Annotated in this window: 19 protein-coding genes and 1 riboswitch; of the genes, 12 read left to right on the plus strand and 7 right to left on the minus strand. The window is 37.8% G+C overall.

The genetic code is table 11. From position 1 onward, the window contains the following. The first annotated feature begins 281 nt into the window (after window positions 1-281). The 4 genes from AB1444_05605 to AB1444_05620 all read left to right on the plus strand — a co-directional run bounded on the left by AB1444_05605 (window position 282) and on the right by AB1444_05620 (window position 4,365). On the plus strand, window positions 282-1,256 hold the full coding sequence (locus AB1444_05605; GenBank protein MEW6526129.1) for an alpha/beta hydrolase: 975 nt from the start codon (window positions 282-284) through the stop codon (window positions 1,254-1,256). 350 nt (window positions 1,257-1,606) lie between these two features. Further along, window positions 1,607-2,431: a hypothetical protein gene (locus tag AB1444_05610; protein ID MEW6526130.1), complete on the plus strand. Its 825-nt coding sequence runs from the start codon at window positions 1,607-1,609 to the stop codon at window positions 2,429-2,431. 66 nt (window positions 2,432-2,497) lie between these two features. Further along, a complete protein-coding gene (locus AB1444_05615; protein MEW6526131.1) occupies window positions 2,498-3,133 on the plus strand; it encodes an acyltransferase in 636 nt (211 codons plus the stop codon). After that, window positions 3,130-4,365, plus strand: coding sequence for a glycosyltransferase family 4 protein (locus tag AB1444_05620; protein ID MEW6526132.1), 1,236 nt, complete (start codon window positions 3,130-3,132; stop codon window positions 4,363-4,365). Before AB1444_05615 ends, AB1444_05620 begins: the two co-directional genes overlap by 4 nt. On the opposite strand, the gene AB1444_05625 is transcribed toward AB1444_05620, so the two are convergent. Beyond that, window positions 4,356-5,147 carry a hypothetical protein gene (locus tag AB1444_05625; protein ID MEW6526133.1) on the minus strand — a complete coding sequence of 264 codons (792 nt, stop codon included), beginning with the start codon at window positions 5,145-5,147 and terminating at the stop codon, window positions 4,356-4,358. The genes AB1444_05620 and AB1444_05625 overlap by 10 nt on opposite strands. A 7-nt stretch (window positions 5,148-5,154) precedes the next feature. Then, window positions 5,155-7,011, minus strand: a complete 1,857-nt coding sequence (locus AB1444_05630) for a tetratricopeptide repeat protein (protein MEW6526134.1) — start codon at window positions 7,009-7,011, stop codon at window positions 5,155-5,157. A 766-nt stretch (window positions 7,012-7,777) separates the two neighbouring features. Between AB1444_05630 and AB1444_05635 the strand changes: the two genes are divergently transcribed. From AB1444_05635 to AB1444_05655, 5 genes are all read left to right on the plus strand, one after another. Further along, a complete protein-coding gene (locus AB1444_05635; protein ID MEW6526135.1) occupies window positions 7,778-8,476 on the plus strand; it encodes a zinc metallopeptidase in 699 nt (232 codons plus the stop codon). Between the two features lie 652 nt (window positions 8,477-9,128). Further along, window positions 9,129-11,264 carry a methyl-accepting chemotaxis protein gene (locus tag AB1444_05640; GenBank protein ID MEW6526136.1) on the plus strand — a complete coding sequence of 712 codons (2,136 nt, stop codon included), beginning with the start codon at window positions 9,129-9,131 and terminating at the stop codon, window positions 11,262-11,264. Between the two features lie 17 nt (window positions 11,265-11,281). Then, window positions 11,282-12,793, plus strand: coding sequence for a serine hydrolase domain-containing protein (locus AB1444_05645; protein MEW6526137.1), 1,512 nt, complete (start codon window positions 11,282-11,284; stop codon window positions 12,791-12,793). Window positions 12,794-12,861: 68 nt separating this feature from the next. Then, window positions 12,862-12,922, plus strand: a riboswitch (Fluoride riboswitch). A 61-nt stretch (window positions 12,923-12,983) separates the two neighbouring features. Beyond that, window positions 12,984-14,195: a cation:proton antiporter gene (locus AB1444_05650; GenBank protein ID MEW6526138.1), complete on the plus strand. Its 1,212-nt coding sequence runs from the start codon at window positions 12,984-12,986 to the stop codon at window positions 14,193-14,195. A gap of 157 nt (window positions 14,196-14,352) precedes the next feature. Next, window positions 14,353-15,684, plus strand: coding sequence for a C69 family dipeptidase (locus AB1444_05655; GenBank protein MEW6526139.1), 1,332 nt, complete (start codon window positions 14,353-14,355; stop codon window positions 15,682-15,684). Here AB1444_05655 and AB1444_05660 read toward each other — a convergent pair whose 3' ends face one another. From AB1444_05660 to AB1444_05675, 4 genes are read right to left on the minus strand one after another with little or no spacing between them, the layout of a single operon-like run. After that, window positions 15,685-16,350: an MBL fold metallo-hydrolase gene (locus AB1444_05660; protein ID MEW6526140.1), complete on the minus strand. Its 666-nt coding sequence runs from the start codon at window positions 16,348-16,350 to the stop codon at window positions 15,685-15,687. It abuts the gene before it with no gap. A gap of 3 nt (window positions 16,351-16,353) precedes the next feature. Further along, window positions 16,354-18,426, minus strand: a complete 2,073-nt coding sequence (gene glyS, locus AB1444_05665; protein ID MEW6526141.1) for a glycine--tRNA ligase subunit beta — start codon at window positions 18,424-18,426, stop codon at window positions 16,354-16,356. A gap of 38 nt (window positions 18,427-18,464) precedes the next feature. After that, window positions 18,465-19,472: a peptidoglycan DD-metalloendopeptidase family protein gene (locus AB1444_05670; protein MEW6526142.1), complete on the minus strand. Its 1,008-nt coding sequence runs from the start codon at window positions 19,470-19,472 to the stop codon at window positions 18,465-18,467. A gap of 31 nt (window positions 19,473-19,503) precedes the next feature. Then, window positions 19,504-19,932 (minus strand): polymer-forming cytoskeletal protein, encoded by a 429-nt coding sequence (locus AB1444_05675; protein ID MEW6526143.1) that lies wholly within the window; start codon window positions 19,930-19,932, stop codon window positions 19,504-19,506. Window positions 19,933-20,467: 535 nt separating this feature from the next. On the opposite strand from AB1444_05675, the gene AB1444_05680 reads away from it, so the two are divergent. The 3 genes from AB1444_05680 to AB1444_05690 are packed head-to-tail and all read left to right on the plus strand — an operon-like array spanning window position 20,468 to window position 22,179. Beyond that, complete coding sequence (locus tag AB1444_05680; GenBank protein MEW6526144.1) at window positions 20,468-21,124, plus strand: radical SAM protein; 657 nt, start codon at window positions 20,468-20,470, stop codon at window positions 21,122-21,124. An 8-nt stretch (window positions 21,125-21,132) separates the two neighbouring features. Then, on the plus strand, window positions 21,133-22,005 hold the full coding sequence (locus AB1444_05685) for a radical SAM protein (GenBank protein MEW6526145.1): 873 nt from the start codon (window positions 21,133-21,135) through the stop codon (window positions 22,003-22,005). A gap of 12 nt (window positions 22,006-22,017) precedes the next feature. Continuing rightward, complete coding sequence (locus AB1444_05690) at window positions 22,018-22,179, plus strand: hypothetical protein (protein ID MEW6526146.1); 162 nt, start codon at window positions 22,018-22,020, stop codon at window positions 22,177-22,179. Between the two features lie 37 nt (window positions 22,180-22,216). On the opposite strand, the gene AB1444_05695 is transcribed toward AB1444_05690, so the two are convergent. After that, complete coding sequence (locus tag AB1444_05695) at window positions 22,217-22,708, minus strand: hypothetical protein (GenBank protein MEW6526147.1); 492 nt, start codon at window positions 22,706-22,708, stop codon at window positions 22,217-22,219. Window positions 22,709-22,845 lie beyond the last annotated feature (137 nt).

A 22,845-nucleotide genomic window follows, 5' to 3' on the forward strand; every position in this document is an offset into this window, starting at 1 on the left:
TTCCACAGGGCAGGGAAATTATTTTTTTTCTTTCTGATTCATCACAATGCGTACTATCGGCAATATAGAGCTTGGCGTGCTGATAAAGAAATCACGGTGAAAGCGTGGTACCATTCCCCATTATTAATACAAATAAAAAAATGCTTTACTTTTTACTACTACACGTATACAATTATAACGAAATCGATTAAATTGTGGTTTTTTAAAGCGGGCAAAACCCATTTACTAAAGCTTTAGTTGGTGTTACGGTAAGGACAATTTATTTTACGGAGGAAGCCAGTATGAAAAAGTTTTTGATAGCACTTGTCATAATCATTGTTGCACTGATTGCTATTGATGCTTATCAATCGCACATTACGTATACATATACACCTAAAAAGCTTCCTGCAACATTTGACGAATATTACCAGTTGAAGCTTAAAGAAAGCAAAGAAAAAGGTACTCGCCCTCACAATGAAGAAAAGCTTCTACAATTTGCACCTAAAACAAAAATAGCAATGCTCTATATTCACGGCTATGGCGCTTCGCGTGGTGAGGGTGAATTTGTCATAGATACTATCGCCAAAAAATTAAAATACAATACATATTACCTTAGATTGCCTGGCCATGGAACAAACATGGATGATCATAAAAATACGGAATATTATCAGCTTTTAGACACTGCAATTGAAGCTGCACAGATGACTAAACTTTTGGGTGACAAATTAGTGATCATTGGAACAAGCATGGGTGGAACTATAGCAACCTATATTGCAGCAGAGCATCCTGATATACCTGATGCGGTTATACTGGTTTCACCGTTTTACCGTTTTGCCAATCCCATGGGGAATGCCTTATTCTTCAGGCCTTTTTTCAAAACCGTGTTACTGTTTACCACATACCGTGAGCGTCATGACCCTTATGATGATCCCAATGACAACTGGACCATGTACTGGTATGCAAAAAACTACTGGGCATCCCTGCATTCATTGCTGGATCTGGGTGAATTTATTGCCAATGATTCTTTTTACAAAAAAGTTTCATGCCCGGTACTGTTGCTTTATTATTATAAAGATGAAAAGCACAAAGATGGATCTGCAGAAGTTAGTGCCATGCTGAAAGCTTATGATACATTCAATAACGGTAAGCCCAATCCTTTAAGCCGCAAAGTGGTCATTGAAAATGGCGATCATGTTCTTCTTTCAAAGTATGTGAAATCAGATTGGGGTAAAGCAGAAAAAGCTATTACTGCATTTTTAAACAATGTAGCTCAATAAATACGTTTGGCAATAATTGATCTAAAAATTTTTTAAAATATAATCTCTAACTTTATGCCATGATAGTAAACCAAACATATATACTATCATGGCTTTTTTATAAAGTCATGAATTACTTCTATTTTTATGAATGTATGAATTGCAACTGTTTACAGTACCTCCACACTTTTGCATCATCTTTCAATCTTTATTACATAAAAGTTACAAGTATATTTCTACTATGTTAAATATCCTTATACAGGTCTTAATCAAAACATGCAATCATTGACATAATTCTATTTTAATAAAATAAAAAAAACGCACATAAAAGTGCGTTGTAAAAAATTTAATAATTTTAAAAGGAGTTCATTATGAGTACAATTAAAAGAATGTTCCTGCTCTTTATGTTTGGTGTAACAAGTATCTTTTTTGTTACCGATAAAAGTTACTCTGAGGAAAAAAACTTTTATATTCCTGTTGGTCTTACCTATGATAGTATCTACTGGTGGAGGGGCATTGAATTAAATGGCAAGGGGGCTGGAGTGCTGTGGCCAAAGATTGGGATTGAAGTTAGTGGCATCACAGCCTACGTTACTGCCGGTATTAATCAGGATTATATAATGGCAACAGAAAAAGGCGATAGGCAGCTTGCAAAATCGTACCATGAATTTGACTATGGTATAGAATATGCCTATAACAAAGATTCCCTGAGCAGTACCGTTGGTATAAAATACACACATTACCCCTTTTATGACAGCTCAGGTGCAACCGTTGACCCTTCATTTATTGAAGGCTATATCATAGCAAGTTACACTGCATTTATTGTGCCTACTATTGAAGTTTACTATGATTACTATGTTGAAGAAACAGCCGATAAAACACCCGTCAACCAGGACATTTATGCAAAACTTACCCTTTTTAAGGATTTAGTAAATGCAGATAATTTTGTATGCAAAACCGGTGTATGGGCGGCGTATTATAATAATGCATACCTTGACAGAAAAGGCTTCAGTGATGCAGGGATAACTGTATCTACATCATATGTATATGAAAATGTGACATTCTTTTCTGCATTGAATTATGCACGAACACTTTCAAAAGACTTTTATATTTTGTACGATAGTGATGGCAATGGAAAAAGCAGTGAATTAAAAAATCACCTGTGGGCTGATTTTGGGGTAAGTAGCAGGTTGTAAAAAAATTTCTTGACGGTGAATCAAATTTGAATAGTGTGCCTTTTATCAATACAGTTAGGGTGTTTTATGGATAACTATCTCAAAGTATCAACATTTAAACGCTTACTGTTTAATGTAAAAACTCGCTTATACTGGGAACTATCGTATAAGAAAAAGTTTGCCTCCATTGCAGGTAATCCCATTGTATGGGGTTTATGGAATATTGATGTGTATGGGCCAAATATTCATTTGGGCAAAAACGTGGTGTTTTTAGCTGCAAACGGCAGTAAAACTGCATTAACAACAGTGCGACTTGCGGGTCATGAAGGGCGTATTGATATAGGCAATAATGTGCTTGTTATGAATGGGGTGCGCATTAGCAGCGCATCCCATATCATCATTGGCGATGACTGTATGTTAGCTAACTTTTGCTACCTTACTGATGCTGATTGGCATGATATCCATGATCGCACTAACCCTGTTGGCAAGACTGCACCTATTATCCTTGAAAAAGGTGTATGGATTGGCGATTCAGCTATTATCTGCAAGGGCGTGCATATTGGTGAAAATTCAGTTGTGGGAGCTGGTGCCGTGGTAACCAAAGATGTACCTCCCAATGTGGTTGTTGCAGGCAATCCTGCACGAATTGTAAAGGAAATTGATCCTGATAGGGTTGTAACTCATAGCAGCCTTTATCATAAGGTGGGAGCGCCTCGTCTATGAGGATATGCCTTTTGTGTTACCGTGCCAACCCTTTTTGCGGTGGTCAGGGTATATATCTTAAATATGTTGCCGAAGCCTTAGCACGGCAGGGCCATGAGGTACACGCCATCGTTGGCCCTCCTTATCCCCACCATATGAAAAATGTCACCCTTCATTATATTGAAAACAATCAATATTATATTAAAAAAGGCTTTGAATTCATTACGCATGACAGGCCGTTTGATATTTTTCATCCCGTTAATGCGTATGAATATATTCACTCACGGTTGGGTGCTTTTCCTGAAATAAGCGGTTTCAGTTATCGCGCATTTTTTATGATGCGAAAGCTCCATGAAAAGCTCCATTTTGATATCATCCATGATAATCAGTGTATTGGCTATGGGTTGCTTTTCATGAAAGCCTTAGGTATTCCCGTTATGGCCACTATCCACCATCCATTAACTATTGATTTAGAAAATGTGCTGGAACGTGCTTCATCATTTAAAAACAGAATCAAAGGAGTAATGTTTTACCCCATCCTCATGCAGCAAATTGTATCAAAACGATTGGACCATATAATCACTGTCTCAGAAGATTCTAAACATAGAATAACAAAAGATTTTGGTGTTCCACCACACAAACAGTCAGTAGTATATAATGGCCTTGACACTTCCATTTTCAGGAAGCTGCCATATATAAAGAAAAAAAACAATAAGCTCTTATTTGTGGGTAACGTTGAAGATGGCAAGAAAGGTTTTGTGTATCTTTTAAAGGCTCTGACCCTCATCAAATCTAACGCTACTCTTACTGTTATTGATGGCGGCGCTCCACATCGCCACATCACCCATAAGCTTGTTGATACATTGGGCGTGCGTAACAAAGTAGAATTTGTTGGCGCCGCATCAACTGATGAATTGGTACATCATTATAATGAAGCCGCTATTGCCATTGTTCCTTCAGTATATGAAGGATTTGGCTTCCCCGCAGCTGAAGCCATGGCATGCGGCACGCCGGTAATTGCCAGCGATGGTGGTGCACTGCGTGAGGTGGTTGGTGATGCAGGCATTGTTGTCCCTTCACGGGATGAGGTTGCATTAGCTGATGCTATCGATAATTTGTTACAGAGCAAAAAGCTATTACAGGAACTATCGCATAAAGGGATTGAACGTGTACAAACTCACTTTAACTGGGACAATGCTGCTTTACAGATGGCAGCTATTTATAAAAAGGTTATTGCCAGTTACTATCGGTAATCTGTTATTTTTGTATTTTTTGGAAGCTTCAGCTCAGCTACAGTATCAGGCACAGCTTCGTTTATCAAATACTGCTGCATGGTTACCTCAAACGTTGTTTTGCCATTAACATCAACAAACCGTAATGCCTTACAGGTAAAAATGTTATTGTCTATCTTTGGTTTAAAAAAATATATCTCGTAGCGGGCATTGTTCCCTTTTTGTACAAATAAAATTTTACCTGGCACATTGTCTTTCATGGATATGGTCTGATGCATTGTATCATTTTCCAGTAATATAAATTGCTCGTTACCATCCTCAATAGCCTTTACACTATAATAATTTTTCAAAAGCGGTATCTTGCCAATCAACAAATTGTCTATTAGTTCAACATCAATATTCAATGGAAGAAAAGAATATACAGGGAATTTATTATAGTCAAATACTAATAGATTGTTTGCAATGGGCTGATAAATATACAGTGTATCGTTGTCACGCACCACCACACTGAGCTGCGATCCAAACACCGAATCCACAATTGACATCCGTGCCTTCCTTGCATCCACATTATACTGTAACTTTACCGAGGATTTAAAACCTTCTTTTGCAATATTCTCTATTCGCATCGATGCAGTTACTGTATGAGGCAATGTTGCATTTAATTTTATTATTTCTTCCAGGAGCGGTGTTGGGCTTGTTTCCTTTTTTTCGGTTTCTTTTACTGGTGCAGAAGTACAGCTATAAAAAAAAGCCAGCGTTAGTATTACAGCAATGCGCAGCATGTTTTTACTTATTCCAATCATAATACAATTACTTCCCCTTTTGAGTATTAATCTTTTTTTGCACTTCAGGTTTTGGGTCAAGTTTGTAAGCTTTGTTCCAGTACTCCAGAGCTTTATCCGGTAATTGCAGGGCATTATAAGCATCACCAATGTGTTCATACACAACAGCATCAGGATACCCTTCAAGTTCTAATTCTTGTGCTGCTTCTAATAGCAAAGGCAATGCATCATGATATTTTCCCATTTTATAATATACCCACCCTAATGAATCTAAATATGCTCCATTTGTGGGTTCACTTTCTAGTGCCATGTTTATAAGAGTCAACGATTCATCTAAATGAATGTTGTTATCAGCATATAAATATCCTAAATAATTACATATTCTGGCGCTCTTTTGTTCATTGTTACAGGCTTCCTGTAATATAGCGATAGTATCCTGCACCCGTTTCTGCTTATCAAGAGTGGATGCCAGGTAAAAATAATAGGTTTCCAACTTTTTTTTATCAATTGCTTTTCGGAGCATATCTTCTGCATCAGCATAATTATTTTTTTGCAGATATACCAAACCTTTAAAAAAATACGTATCGGGATTTTCTTTATCCTGATATTGTGCAGCATTCATGTATTCAAAAGCCTTTGTATAATCTTTCAAAAGGGCGTATAGATAGCCAATTCTTAGCAAAACCTCATTGTCTTTTTTCATAGAATAGGCAATAGTATAGTAATAGATGGCTCTGCTCAGTTGATTGGTATCTTCATATAGTTGTCCCAAATACAGATATGCTTCATGTATGGATGGGTCATTAGCCAAAGCCATAGTGAACATTATTGTTGCAGCATCATAATCTTTTTTTTGATACAGCATAACACCTGCGGTGTAAAAGTTTGCTGCAGCAGTAGCAGCATCATTTTTTCTCATTGCAATCCTGGCCAGTGCAATATATGGCATATCAAGGGACGCGTTCATCCTATTCATCTTTAGTGCCAACTCCCGGGCTGCATCATCATTGTGCAACAGTTCATTATACATCATCCGTGCAAGCTGCCCTTCCGAGCTTCTGTGATTAATAGCTTTTCGTAATACAGGCAAGGCTTTCATATCTTCATAGATATAGTATATTCTGCCTGCATGCAATATTGCTTTCAAGTCGTTAGGATATCGTTCAAGATATTGCATGATATAGCTTATTGCCTGTTTTATATCACCTTTTTCCAGATTCAAAAGTCCCAATATATATAACATGGAATAATTTTCCGGATTTTCGTTGTACGCTTTTAAAAAATAGTGATACGCTTTTTTAAATTCGCCAAAACTATAATATATGTGCCCTAAATAATAATACGATTGTTCTTTATAGTAGGATTCAATTGATTCAAATTCACTCTGTTCTATAACTTTTAAAAAATGATGCCGCGCTTTACCATTCTGTTTTAACTGCGAATAATAGACAGTTGCTACATTAAAACGCACCCGGTATAATTCAGGTCTTTTTTGCAACAACTTTTCCAGTACCAGAACACCCTCGTCAACCTGGTTCAGGTTCATATATACAGAATATTGCAACACATACGGCTTATCCCAGTTTTCATTTACTGCAATTGATTTATTGGCATAATCTATCGCTTTAGCATAATCATACTGATAATAATAACATTCTGCAATCTGATAGTAAATGGCATCTAACTGGTTACCTTCTTTGCTTGCCTCTTCAAGGAGTTTAATTGCCTCAGGATAATTCTTTTTATTTTTTAATAGTAATGCCTTGCTGTACAATTCAAACGATGTTTCTTTATATGCAGGCCTGGCATTAGTTTCAGTCTTTGTATCTGGTAAAGAACTGCATGACAGTGTAATAATCATCAAAAGCAGCAAGAATTTTTTCATGGCGATAGTTCCTTTAAATCATCTGTGGTATTGTTTTAACAAAACTTTCCCGGTACAAAATGGATGGCATATACCTTCCAAATAAGACTACTATACGTATAGTACAATAGTGAGAGTGTCCCAAAAGACACCTCATTGCAACTACTATGCACCCTCGTCATTGCGAGTGCCGCAGGCACGTGGCAATCTCATCTTCTGCAGCATGGTGATTGCTTCACTTCGACAAGCTCAGTGCAAGCACTTCGTTTGCAATGACACATCAGCCTATCCCGTCATTGCGAATGCCGCAGGCACGTGGCAATCTCATCTTCTGCAGCATGGTGATTGCTTCACTTCGACAAGCTCAGTGCAAGCACTTCGTTTGCAATGACATTGCACTCACGTCATTGCAAGCCCCACGGTTTGTTTTAAGACGGCCCCGATGTATTACAATATATACTTTTTACAGTAACTGTCAAATATAAAACATTGCAACTATAAGAGAACTTCTAAAAATTGTCTTTTTTTGAATGTTCCTTTGTGGACATAATTTATAGGATTAAACTGATTTCTATTATATAAATATAATTTCGGATGAAACCAGTTTTTTAAAGGTGCCCATAAGAATGCAACAATTTTGTAACAAAACGAAAAGGATTGATACAAAAATACTTTGCAAATGCACATAAATTTTGTATATTATACACTGCATGTGTGTACTTAATAGTACTGGTTCATGAAAGTAAGGAATATACAGGTACATTAAAAATTTTTCAGGAGGTAACAAATGCTTTTTGGGATTGACCCTTTATACTGGATGATGATGGCTCCCGTTCTTTTAATTTCACTATGGGCTTCGTTCAGAGTGAAAAGTGCTTTTAACAAATATTCCCAAATTCCATCACGATCCGGGCATACCGGAGCTGATGTGGCACGTATAATCTTGCAGCAAAATGGTTTATCACATATCCCGGTTGAAGAAACCACCGGTTTTTTATCCGACCATTATGACCCCATTAAGAAAGTAGTCAGGCTTTCACCTGAAGTATATAATAGCAATTCACTTGCTGCAATTGGTGTGGCAGCCCACGAAACAGGCCACGCTATACAGCATGCTAAACTGTACAAACCGCTTGTGTTGCGCAATGCTATAGCACCAACCGCATCCATTGGTTCAAATCTTTCATGGATAATCATCTTTGCTGGTTTTGTCATTGGCTCATTAGGGCTTGTTAAATTGGGAATTTTACTTTTCAGCCTGGTAGTATTCTTTCAGCTGATTACACTCCCTGTAGAATTTAACGCTTCATCACGTGCCAAGGAAATACTGCAAGGGTATGGCATCGTAAGTTCAGGTGAGCTTGTAGGTGTAAGCAAAGTACTATCAGCTGCCGCAATGACGTATGTGGCTGCTGCAGCATCAGCTATAATGACACTGTTGTATTTTCTCATCAGGGCAGGGCTTTTGGGTGGTAGAGATGAATAGAAGAGTCAGGATGGGGGGTGTCCAAAAGGCACCCCCTTTTGCAATGACTTTTGCCCTCCTGTCATTGCCAGGAACGAAGTGACGAAGCAATCTTGTCTTCTGCTGTATTGAGATTGCTTCACCCCGACTTCGTCAGGGTTCGCAATGACCTTCATACTTCATCATTGCGAGGAACGAAGTGATGAAGTAATCCCTCTTTTCATCGTTATAGGATTGCCCCCCTCGACAAGCTCAGAACAAGCCTTACGTTCCCCACGACTTTTGCCCTCCTGTCATTGCCAGGAACGAAGTGACGAAGCAATCTTGTCTTCTGCTGTATTGAGATTGCTTCACCCCGACTTCGTCAGGGTTCGCAATGACCTTCATACTTCGTCATTGCGAGGAGCAAAGCAACGAAGCAATCTCTCCTTCCGTGTCACTGAGATTGCCTTCCTTCGACAAGCGGTTACTAAGCTTGTCGAAGCACTCAGGACAAGGGCTGCACTTGCAATGATAAATACTGTATGTCATTCTGATTAAAGCGTATGTCCTGAATTTATCCAACAGAAAAATCTATTTAAAACAAAAGTTACACCATCATTTAATTTGTTGACATATTTATATAGTTCTGATATATAAAATTAAAATCATAACGATTTATTTAAGGAATACAATGAAGGTTTCCAGCTTTGTACAGGTGCTATCAATTATCATTTTATGCTGGTGGACTCCTGGTTGCGACACCGGTGATCCTGTTATAGATTTGCACTCTGACTGGAAATTATATTTGGGAGACAATTTCTCCATTGCTGAACCTGAATTTGATGATTCCGGGATGCAACCAATAAACCTTCCCGGGAAACTATCGCCAAAAAAATCAAAACAGTATTTATGGCTAAGAAAATCAATTGTTATACCGGATTCATTTAAAAAGTATGATAGTGCATTTGTTTTGGGGAAAGTGTGGGATGTTGAACAAACATATTTTAATGGGTATAAAATTGGGTCAGCAGGGAGTGAATATCCTAACTTTCACTCAGAATGGAACAGCTTCAGGTATTATTTAATTCCTTCACATACTATTAAATATAACCAGACGAATATCATTGCCATACGAGTATTCAGCAATCAGAATGCTGAATATAATGGTGTGCCTCTAATTACTACACTTACTAACGCCAAAGTAATAAATTTTTATCGTTCGTTACTGGCAGAATATATACCTCTTGCAACCAGCTTTCTTACATTAATTCTAGGCATTATTGCTCTATATTTTTATGTTAAAAATAAAGACATCCTCACACTTTATTTTGCCATTGTTTCTCTCTTGTGGTGTATTAGTGCAATGCATTTTTATTTGCCACATTACTGGATTATGGACTTCAATACACAGGATAAAATATATTATGCTCTAACTGCAATTATTGCGATAGTTGTATATTTCTTTTTTGAAAATGTAACCAACAGCTTTAACAGGACACTCAGAATTGTTATTACAATTGCAGCCGTATGTATGATATTCTTAAGCCTTTCAGCTACTGAACATGATCCAGTAACAGGCTGGCGATTTCAGGTTATTGGATCATTTGGGCTTATTGTTCAGATACTGTGGGGAGCACTTATTATAAAGGGTATACGAAATAATAAAAAAGAAGCAAAAACACTTTTAATCCCTTATCTTTTTATGATGCTATGTGTAGCACATGATTCCCTTGCGGTATCGGGTATTTTATACACAAATTTCTTCTGGATTAATTTAGGGTATCCCGCATTAATTTTAGGCATAGGTGCAATTCTGTCACAACGCTCTGCCATACTGGCACAGGAACTTCTCCACTCAAAACAATATATTGAAAAGAAGAATGCAGATCTGCTACAGATAGTACAAAAAATCAATCAGTCAATTGGGGAATTACAGCATGTTGCAAAGGAAGTTGAAAGTTCTGCCAGCATTTTGCACAATAGCATGCATGATCAGACCACCAGCATTGAGCAAACATCAGCAGCATTAGAAGAATTTTCATCCACAGTAGATATCATTGCATCTAATTCACAGCATCAGGATACAATTCTTAATAAAAATAAAGACCTGTTAATGGAATTAATTAAAGGTATTGACCATATTACCGATGCAGCCAAAACAGCAGTTAAGCTGAGCTATAAAAGTCAGGGACAAACAGCGGTAACAAAAGAACACCTTTCTGAAGCACTGAGAGGAATAGAAAAAATAAAAGATTATTCGGACACCATATTAACAATAACAGAAACAATTAATGATATAGCTGAAAAAACCAATCTGTTATCACTCAACGCTTCAATTGAAGCTGCACGGGCAGGTGAATATGGACGCGGTTTTGCTGTTGTAGCTGATGAAATTGGGAAATTAGCAGATAGATCCTTAGAACAATCAAAAAATATTCAGTCAATTTTATCTGAGATAGTAAGTGATATTGAAAATCAGACAATCCTTATGGGCACCGTTGTGTACTCAAATGAAGATGTTGAACGATCTGTTTATATGGTTAATCATGCCATAGACACAATCCTTGATTTTTGCATATCACAGGAGCAATTAACAAAAAGCATCGAAGAAAATATGGCACTTGTACTGCAAGGCTCTTCTCAAATTACTATCGCTACGCAGGAAGAAAAAGTAACTATTGGTGAGATTAGTTCAACAATACAGCAACTTGTTACTATAACAAATGCTGTATACGAAAATACTGAAATGTTAACAAAGACTCTGGCAAAAATTCTGTCACAAATAGATATGCTGCAATCCATTGTTCAAACAAAAAACACTTTTTAAGAAAGGATTATATTACTATGAACTATCGCTCTCATAAAATAACAATATTATTATTCTTTATACTGTTGGTTGCAATTTTTCTTTCACTTAGTATTTTTTTTAAAGCGTTTTATCCTTTTCATGTATCCTGCATACCATCAAAATCTACTGAGCATGAATTTTTACAATACTTTGACCAGCGCATAAAAGTTTTAATGACAAAATATAACATTCCAGGTGTAAATATTGCTCTCATCAGACAAGGAAAACTATTGTGGGTAAATGCATATGGCTTTGCCAACAAAGAAAAAGCAATACCCATGAAACTGGAAACAACCTGCCGCGTTGAGTCAATTTCAAAATCAGTAACAGCGTGGGGTATTTTAAAACTGATTGAGCGGGGAGCTATTTCTCTTGATGATCGGGTTATAAAACATTTGAAAACATGGAAATTCCCACCATCTGCATTTAATCCTGAAACCATAACAATACGGCAGTTATTAAGCCACAGTGCAGGATTGCCCCTGGGTACAATCGGAGTCAGCTATGCTCCTGATGTCGTAATACCAACCTTACGAGAAAGTCTTTACAAGGATGCCGTCATGATGACATCTCCTGGCTCAACATTTTCTTACTCAAATACAGGATTTAATCTGCTTGAATTGCTGATTGAAGAGGTAACAAACCAACCTTTTGCCGTATATATGCAGCAAGAAATTTTGCAGCCCTTAGGCATGAAGCACTCAAGCTATCAATGGAGGGATAGTTTTCAACCATTTCCTAACGGATATACCCTTGATGGTAAACCCGTCCCTGCTTATGCATATCCTGAAAAAGGTGCAGGTGGCTTATTTTCAACAATTGAAGATATTACGCGGTTTGTTACTGCAGGTATGACTAAATTCAATGACACCAGCACAAAAGTACTTTCTCACCAATCTATACAGACATTATACAACCCCACGGTAAAGATACCTGGCCTGTATGGTTTTGCTTTCCCATGGTATGGTTTTGGACATTTTATTGAATTTTCAAAAAATAATATGATAGCAGTATCACACGGAGGACAGGGTACAGGATGGATGACACACTTCCATTCAATACCCCAAACTGGTGATGGTATTGTAATTTTAACCAATAGCCAACGCAGCTGGCCTTTTTTTGCATATATTCTGAATGATTGGGCACGGTGGATTGGATTTGATTCTATAGGAATGAGTAAGATTATCTTTGCAGAATATACATTATGGATTGTATTATATCTGATATTCATGATACTACTGATATATGTATATCGTCTGTTAAAAGGATTAGTGTTACATACTCGTTCATTCATGTTCATTCAGAAAAGATATTCGCCTGGGCAGATACTAAAGCTTTGTATTGCCTGTGGCATATTTGGTATACTATTATGGTCTATTAATCAAGATTATCTTTTTATCACATCTGTATTTCCTGAAGCTTCAGTATGGGCAGGGTATTGTCTTGCTTTTTGTGGCTTTGTGCTGCTTATGTATTTTTTTATGCCTGAAAAAAGTATAAGCAGCTAAAAAATATTTTCTTAATATGTTGACAAACGTGCTACAATTTTTTGAAGTATTCTACACTATACTGTAATTACGTTACTGGGGATGGGGTCCCCCGTTAAACGCCTTCCGGCTGATGGCTCCTACTGCATGGCAGTAGGTTTTTTATTTTTACCTGCGCCAAAATTCTTAACTATATTTTATGGAGGTTTTTATGCTGACTATGTTTGTAGTAGCATCGGTGTGGCTTGGACTGGCAGTTATTTCCACAATTCTTGCAAACAGGCTTAAAATATCAATGGCCCTTATGGAAATTACCGTTGGGGCAATAGCAGGTTTCATCTTTGCTAAATATTTTAATCCTGATTTTATGCAGGCTAATTCTGACTGGATAAAATTTATTGCCGGTACCGGAGCTGTAGTGCTAACCTTTTTAGCTGGTGCAGAACTTGATTATCATACCATCCGGGATACATTTAAAGAAGTTACCATTGTTGGCTTTATAGGCTTTCTTTCTCCATTTATTGGGTGCACATTGATTGCATATTACATTCTTGGCTGGAGCTTCCAGTCCAGCTTACTTGCCGGTGTGGCACTGTCCACTACATCCATGGCTGTCGTGTACGCAGTTATGATTGAATACGGATTTAATAAAACAAAATATGGCAAGGGAATACTGGGAGCATGTTTTATAAATGATCTGGGAACAGTCATTGCACTTGGAATCATATTTGCCCCATTTACCTACAAAACAATTATTTTTATAATAGTGGCGATAGTAACCTTTATTGCCATGCCGGTAATAACTTCACGGCTTACAAAAGTCTATGGCCACCGTACCGTAGCAATAAGAACCAAGTGGATATTATTTATATTGTTTGCATTAGGATCGTTAGCTCTATGGTCGGGCAGTGAAGCTGTACTGCCTGCATATATACTGGGGATGGTACTTGCTTCAAGTGTTGCTAAGGATGAATTTTTTATGCGCCGTTTAAGGACACTTACAATAGGATTTTTAACACCAATTTATTTTTTACGTGCTGGATTTTTAGTGAATCTTCCTGTAATTTTTCTTGCCCCATTACCGTTTATAATACTTTTTAGCGGCAAAGTTATCACAAAAATCTTTGGGTTATATCCTGTCATTGGTATATTCAAAGAAAGCACTAAAGAGCGATGGTACTATACACTTCTTATGTCAACAGGACTGACATTTGGATCAATCTCAGCATTGTTTGGTTTAACTCATAATATTATTGACCAGAACCAGTATTCATTTTTAATTGCCGCTGTTATTGCCAGTGCTGTTGTTCCCACTCTTATTGCCAATACATACTTTTTACCTGAACATCTACTTGAAGTTCCAATGGCAGATGAGGAAATACCCCAATTAGATGGATTAAACGGTTCAACTAATAATAAATGATACTATACTATACCATACTGCGTAATGCGGTGTGGTATAGTGGTACAATAAAAATTCTTTTGACTTTTATGTATGTACACTGTATACTGTGAGTTGTAATTTTAAAACCAAGAGCAACAGAGCATATACTCATACTAAAAAATGAAAGGGGATTGTTATGTGTGATACCATTGTTGCCACCAGCAAAGCTACTGCCGACGGCAGTGTAATCTTAGCAAAAAATAGTGACAGGGAAGCTAACGAAGCACAGCTATTAAAATATATAGCCAGACGAAACTGGGGTAGCGAAACAGCTGTCCAATGCACCTACATATCCATACCGCAGGTAAAAAGCACCCATGAAATATTAATTTCAACACCATTCTGGATGTGGGGTTGTGAAATGGGAGCAAATGAACATGGCCTTGCTATTGGCAATGAGGCGGTATTTACCAAAGAACCCTATGAAAAAACAGGACTTTTAGGTATGGATATTATGCGGTTAGCTTTAGAACGCTGTAAAACTGCGTATGATGCACTCATGCTATCCACCGAACTTATAGAACGCTATGGTCAGGGTGGCAATGCGGGAATGGAACATACATTATATTACCACAACTCATTTATATTTGCTGACACTAACGAAGCGTATATCCTTGAAACCGCTAATAAACAATGGGTTGCAGTAAAAGTTGATGGTATACGCAGTATTTCTAATGGATTGACCATAGAAGAAGAATACCATTATTCTTCAAAAAATATTGAGGATTATGCCCGCAAAAAAGGATACCTGAAAAAAGGAAAAACCTTTAACTTTAAAGAATGCTTTTCTGATTGGTTTTATACATATTTTTCAAAATGCGCTTCACGGCAATCACGGACAACAAGTTGTGCCATGCGCCATTCCGGTTCCATCACACCACACAGTATGTTTGCATTTTTGCGTGATCACGGCAGCGACCAAGAATATCTTTCTCCCGATAAAACTGATATGGGAACGGTGTGTATGCATGCGTCACTTCTTCCCACACGTCCAAGCCAATCGGTTGCTGCATTTGTTGCACATCTGCGCAAAGACACTCCTGTATTCTGGGCAACCGGATCATCAGGGACCTGTACAAGTGTCTTTATGCCATTTTATCTTGTTGGAAAAGAAATAGATTATTTTCCCGCAAATGAAACAAGTACATACTCACCTGACGTATACTGGTGGTTGCATGAAAAAATACACCGTCAGGCCATTTTCAAATGGGATTATTTCCAGAGGACTATCGCCCCCGCTATTAATACACTTGAAGATGAATTTATTAAAAAAGAAAATGAACTGCACAAAAAGAAGAATACCAGTAGCCAGAAGTATTTTGATTTTTCAAAACAATGTGTGGAAAAGGTCATTGAACTCCATGATCGCTGGGATAAGGAACTAAAAGCAGCTCCACCATCCCCAACCAGGCTTTCATTTAAGCTATTCTGGAATGGTCAGTCAAAAAAAGCCATGATACCCCTGTAATTACAACATGGGGAATATATATTTTTCTATTAGCTCAAAGTTCTTTTTAACGTTGCTTTTCCCAACCACTATATCCATGTGCCCGGGCAACAAATATTCAATATCAAGCTCTTTCATGCGCTCAATACTTTCTTTCAGCAATGCGCTGCTGCCGCCAGGAAAATCTGTTCGGCCTACACTTTCCTTAAATATAAGGTCACCACATACAAGCACCTTTTTTGATTCCCAGTATAAACAAACTGATCCTGGTGAATGACCTGGCGTTTTATACACATGCAAAACCTCATTGCCAATCTTCCACGGGCCTTCTTCAAGCTCAATGTCAAATGTAAACTGCGGGAATTTCATGCCAAACATGGCAAAAAACTGTGGACCAATTTCATTTAAAAAAGCTATCTCCTCTTTATGCATGGCCACCTTGGTCCCTTTACCCATAAACTGCTGACAGCCTTCAAAATGGTCTGGATGCGAATGGGTTGCCACAACATAAGCTATTGTGTCAGTATCAATGCCATCCTTTTTCATATCAGCAAAGCGCATATCAACATACTTGGCAAGCCCTGGATCTATAAACATGTTGAAAGGCTGGCCTAAATAAAAAGTGTTGCAGTTGTTTTCAAAAACTCCTCGCCATATATATGCATACACACCATCACATACTTTCATACATTACTCCTGAATCTGAGAAAAATCTATAAGTGTGGTAAACAGTGTCAGGATATAATGTAACATCCCCAACCTGTTGTCACGAACCGCAGTGTTAGTGTCCATCACCATAACGTTATCAAAATACGTATCAATAATCTCCTTGCCTTCAATAAGTAAAAGGAATAACTCAGTGTATTTATTCTGTGTAATATATTCTTTAATGATTTTTTCTTTACTGTGGAAAAAACTATATAAACGTTTCTCCTCATCAATAACCAGCGCATCCGGATTAAATGAAAATGCATACCCCGGATTCTTTTTAACAAATGCATTAACGATATTGTTCATACGTTTGAATGCAATCAAAAGATCGCCAAAACGCTTATCCTTACGGAATTCATGAATGCTACGGGCTCTGAGAAACAACTCATAGTAATCATAACAGCCAACAGCCAAACATGCATTAACCTCATCAAAGGCAAATTGTTTTTCATATAAAAATGTCTTGGCCCTGCCATTAATAAACTCAAGTATTGGCTCAACAAGCTTGTCACCATTACTATACAGCGTTGCAACTTCATTACACACGTTTGCTAAATCCAGATGTATTGTTCGTTCAACAAGCATATCCACAATTGCAGCAGCCTGCCTGCGCAGTGCATAGGGGTCGGCAGAACCTTTAGGGATATTCCCAACAGAAAACGAACCAAAAATATTATCAATTTTTTCAGCCAGCGATACAACAATACTCACAATATGCTCCGGAAGCACATCCCCCTGAAAACGAGGCCTGTATTGAAAATCAATAGCCTGTGCCACTTCTTCATCCTCGCCATCAAGCAGCGCATATATTTTGCCAATCTGCCCCTGCAGGGATGTAAACTCAAACACAAGGGCAGTGGTAAGGTCGGTTTTTGATAGCATCACGGCCCGTTGTATCTTTTGTGTGGTTTGTGTATTTAGCGATAGTTCATTGCAAATGGCTTTTGCTATTGTCTGCATCCTTTCAACTTTATCGTAGATGGAACCTAACTCTTTATGAAACAGGATGCTTTTAAGCATGTCCACTCTGCCTGCAAGCGGGATTTTGCGGTCCTCTTCAAAGAAGAAACGCGCATCCGTAAACCGTGCTCTGATTACACGCTGATTCCCCTTTACGATATGCTCTGTTGGTGGATTATTTGAAATAACTAAAAATTTTGGAAGTAAATTCCCTTTACTATCGCGCACAGCAAAATATTTTTGATGCTCCTTCATTTCAGTTATAAGGACTATATCAGGTATAGATAAGAATGCCTCATCAAAACTGCATACCACTACATACGGTCTTTCTGTCAAAAAGGTAACTGTAGCAAGCAATTCATCATCCTCAACAAGCACGCCACCCAACTGTTTTGCTGCGTTTTGCAATTGTTCATGAATTATTTTTTTTCGCTTATTATGATCTACTATGACCCCATTATTTTCCAGCGTGGGAATATAATCTTCACATCGTGATAAAGGAATCATACGGTTATGCTGTATATAATGACCTCGCACTTTGTTGTCAAAATCAATGCCATCAATAGAATACGGAACCACTGCATCATTAAAAAGTACACATATATAATTAACTGGTCGCGGGAATGATACACGTTTCACATTCCATCGCATCCGCTTTGGGAAATTTAGCTCATTAATAATCTTTTCAATTAAAACAGGAATAATTGTTGTTGCAGGTTTTGCTTCAACTTTGCGCTTTGCATAGATATAATCACCTTTGCCGGTCTTTTGGATGTATGTATCCTCCCGCTTAATTTTATTTCCTTCAAGAAAACCGGTTAATGCTTTGGTTGGGTTGCCCCTGTCATCATAGGCGGCTTTCACCGAAGGGCCTTTGAGTTCCTCATAATCTTCAGACTGACTATCAGCCATGTCATATACCAGTATTGCAATACGGCGTGGTGTTGCATATACCGTACACTTTTCAAACGCAATACGATACGCCTGTAAACCTTCGGTTACAATTTTTTCTACCTGCTCAATAGCAGATGGGATATACCCTGCTGGAATTTCTTCAGTTCCAATTTCGCATACAAAATTAAGCTTTGACATACACGTATCCTGTTTGTGAATTATTGTTTGTTATCTACTCAATGTTTCTTTTTCAATTCGGCATACGGATTAATATGCTGCCCTTTGCGGATGATCTCAAAATGAAGATGTGGTCCTGTTGAGTTGCCAGTGTTACCACTTTTTGCAATAATCTGTCCCTGCTTAACATACTGCCCTTCACGAACAGTTATTTTTGAAAGATGCCCATATAAGGTTTTATCGCCCCCTGGATGAGTAACCACTACCACCTTGCCATAACCACCAAGCCACCCGGCATAGCTTACACGGCCATATTTGCTTGCTCGCACCCACTCATAATTGGCACGCACATCAATTCCCTGATGAAACTGGCTTTCACCATAGAAGGGATCCTTTCGCCACCCATAGCCGCTTGTAATATTCTTTGTGTGCACAGGCCATAAAAATCCTTTAAAAATATCCAATGGTTTTGCATCAGGAATGAAAATATCCTGCCCTATATTTATAAAATCAGGATTTACAATGTTGTTTTCTTCAACAATCCTGTTGATTGCCACATTATATTTTTTTGACAAAACGGGTAATGTTTGACCACGCTGTACACTCACCAGCAGGCCATCTTTATTGGGTATCTTCAACACCTGCCCCACATGTACCAGGTCATACGATTCCAGCCTGTTACACCCACAAATGGTATCCATGGATACACCGTACATCTGTGCAATCTCACTTAATGTTTCACCCAATTTGACTGTATGCTGAATAATCTTTAGTGCTTTTTTCTTTTCAGGTTCTTCAAAGTCTTTGCTTGCAATAGCTTTCTTCTTTAATTCATCATACCATGCAGCCTCAGAATCAAAAACATGGTGCGAGCGGGCATACCCGGTAAACAGGATAACCCCTAACATAATAGTTCCGCATACATAAGCAGCGCTTTTAATTTTTTTGAATGGTATGCTTTTAATAATAGTATTTTTTTTGCCTCTGAATATAATAATTATCTCAGCTGACAAAATAGTAATACTGAGACTTCCAAATGAATAGCTATGTAATTGCCAGTGTTTCATAGTGTAATTATCGGTATTTGTGTTTCATGAATCATCTTTCCTGGCCCTTTTTCCCAAATATGCCCGTTTGTGCTTGTGGTGAGCCTGCATACGATTCTTCTATAAGCTTTTTAACATCTTTCTTTTGACCGCCAGTAATGGTAACCATACCATGTGCCACCACACCGCGCTGTACTGTAAGAATAGGCGTTTCAATATCACCCAGCACTTTTGCAGTTTCTAAAAGTTTAACTTCTTCATCGGCAATAATATTGCCTATTACAGTTCCAGCCACCACAACATTCTTGGCATGAATATTAGTTTTTACTTTTCCGGTTTCACCAACTACCAGTTCTTCATCGGTTTTTATTTCACCTTCAAATTTACCGTCAATTCGCAGTGACCCACTGATATAAAACTTTCCTTCAAAGACAGAACCTTCGCCAATGGTGCTGTTTATACTATCACTTTTACCTGCCATACTGTTAACACCCCACGATTATAAATTTCATCACCGTTACAATTTACACTTACTCTCAGATTTTTGCAATTTTATTTCAACCATTTTTTATTGTAAATCAATTAATCCCATAGTTATTTTTATTATTGCATATTTTTAGTAATCTCATATCTTGTGCGATAGTTACTGTAAAAAATATCATTGGTCGCAATTATGACCTATAAATTGAATAAAGATATGTGCACTTACAAATTTCCTGAATTGCAAAAGTCCATTGTAAAGACATTGATTCATGATTGTAAAAATTGGGTAGATTCAGGATCAAGTCCAGAGTGACTTTTATGGTCAAGAATGACATTTGGGGGTCTTGCTTACGTTTGTGATGCTGGATTACATTTATAATCAGGAATGGCATTTGAAGTACACAATGACGATTGTGATACTTTGTGAGGCTTATAATACAAAATGATATCCATGATAATGTTATCATCAAATTTTTTATTACAGATGACATTGTACTTAATAGAGAATATATCAATAGTTCATTATACCTGATATGAATACAAATACCATCACACTATGTGTCAATGAGATATTCTACTCTCTTCAGGGAGAAACTACCCGCACAGGGTTCCCATCGCTTTTCATACGGCTTGCAGGATGCAATCTTAACTGCAGGTGGTGCGATACTGTCTATGCAAAAACTGGTTTACCGATAACTATCGCCCATATTTTGCAAACAATAGAGAAATATCCCACTCCAAACCACATCACCATTACCGGTGGAGAACCGTTAATTCAGGAACATACAGTGACACTTCTTGATATTCTTTGTAGAAAAAACTATCCTTTGCAGCTGGAAACCAACGGTAGCATTTCAATTGAACACGTGCCCCCACAGGTCCACAAAATTGTTGATGTTAAAACACCTTCAAGTGGCCATGTAAATTCGTTTAACTTTACTAATATACAGTATCTTAAGCCACATGATGAAATAAAATTTGTTATTGAAGATGTCAATGACTATAATTATTCTAAGCAGTTTATGGAAAAATATTTGGCTCATGTACCCTGTGTTATAAATTTTTCTCCCGTTGCGGACGCAATGAAGCCGCAACAATTGGCAGAGTACATTTTACATGACAGGCTTAACGTGCGGCTTAATATTCAATTGCATAAAATACTGTGGCATACTGAACCAAAACATTTTTAGGAGAGTCTATGGATTATGTAGGGCACATTATACGGCCACCTTCAGAAGCATACAGCATGATAATCCAGGTAACCGTTGGCTGTTCACACAACATGTGCACATTCTGTGGCACCTACAAGGGCAGGAAATTCTACATCAAGGACTTGAATCAAATTAAGCGTGATATTGATGAAGCATCGCGTTACCGCTTCAAGCACGTTTTTTTAACCGATGGCGATGTCCTGATTTTGCCAACACAAACACTGCTTGAAATAATTGCCTATATCAAAAGCAAAAACCCACACATTGAACGCATCGGTGTATATGGCAATACCAAAGCCATACTAAAAAAATCAATATCTGAACTGTCGGAATTAAAAGCTGCGGGACTGGGTATTGTATATCAGGGCATTGAAAGCGGCAATGAAACAGTTCTGCGTAAAATACGGAAGGGAGCTCTGCCACACAAACAGTTAGAGGCAGCTGAAAAGATTAAACAGGCAGGTATTCTACTATCTCAGACAGTGTTGCTTGGCATTGGTGGCCTTGATTTGAGCATACCGCACGCCATTGATACTGGCAAGCATTTAGGTGCCATGTCCCCCGACTATGCATCGGCACTTACCGTAATGCTTTTACCCAACACACCATTGTACCAGGATTATGTACAGGGTAAATTTTCACTACCCGATAAATTTGGGTTACTCCGCGAACTTAAACTTATTGTGGAAAATATGGATGTTAAAAACACCTGCTATTTCACATCAAATCACGCTTCTAATTATCTGCCCATTAAGGCAACATTACCTCAACAAAAGAACGACGTCATTCAATTGCTGGATGAAATAATACAACGGCAGGATGAATCATTATTAAAGCCTGAATTTTTACGGGCATTGTAGGAGGGAATTATTATGGATAAATCAATGGAAGATGCTATTCGCTTTATCAGCTTTGAATTGCAGGACAATCCAGGTGCTGATATTGCCAAACTTATTGAAAAAGCAAGCCAGCAGTTTGACTTAACCCCACTGCAAACAGAATTTTTAGTAAATAAATTTATTTTAAATAAATAACAAGCAGGGCTTGCTTTCGCAAGCCCTGTTTTTTATTTTATTCTTCTTCACCTGTTAGTCTATCTAATAGCTTCTTCTGCCCTTTAGCATACACTGCTACTTTTTCACCTTCTAATTCAACCTTACCATCATTTGCCAGTTTCTTTCGCCACAATACGGTGCCATCATTTTTTGCACAGAAGATATAATCACCCGAAGCAATATAGATCTTATCTTCGGTCCTGGTTGGCGGATTTATCACCTTACCTTCCCATTCAACCCTGCCATCCTTTACAAAATATATCTCGTAGCGAGTGACAAGCAACTGCCCTTCAGGCTGTGGTATCTGCCGTGTCTTTTTAACAATCTTTGTAACTTCTTTTACCACTTCTTTTGGTTTTTCCTCAATCTTTATTATTTCCTGCTTTTCTTCTTTAAAATCTTCAGGTTTAAATTTCTGCACTTCCTCTTTTTTTACCACCACTTCATCTTTAGCAATAGCAACAACTTTCTCTACAGCCTGTGGAGTGGCTTCACCTTCTTTTTTCATCACTTCTTCTATCTTCTATCTTCTTTTCAGCTTTTTTTACATCATCAGCAGTTATCACCACTTTTTCCTTTTCTTCAACAGCCGGTGCAGCTTCTATTATTTTGTCAATATGTTCCTCAACCGCTTCAACACGCTTT

The sequence above is a fragment of the Spirochaetota bacterium genome, from assembly GCA_040756435.1.
Classification (GTDB): Bacteria; Spirochaetota; UBA4802; order UBA4802; family UB4802; genus UBA4802.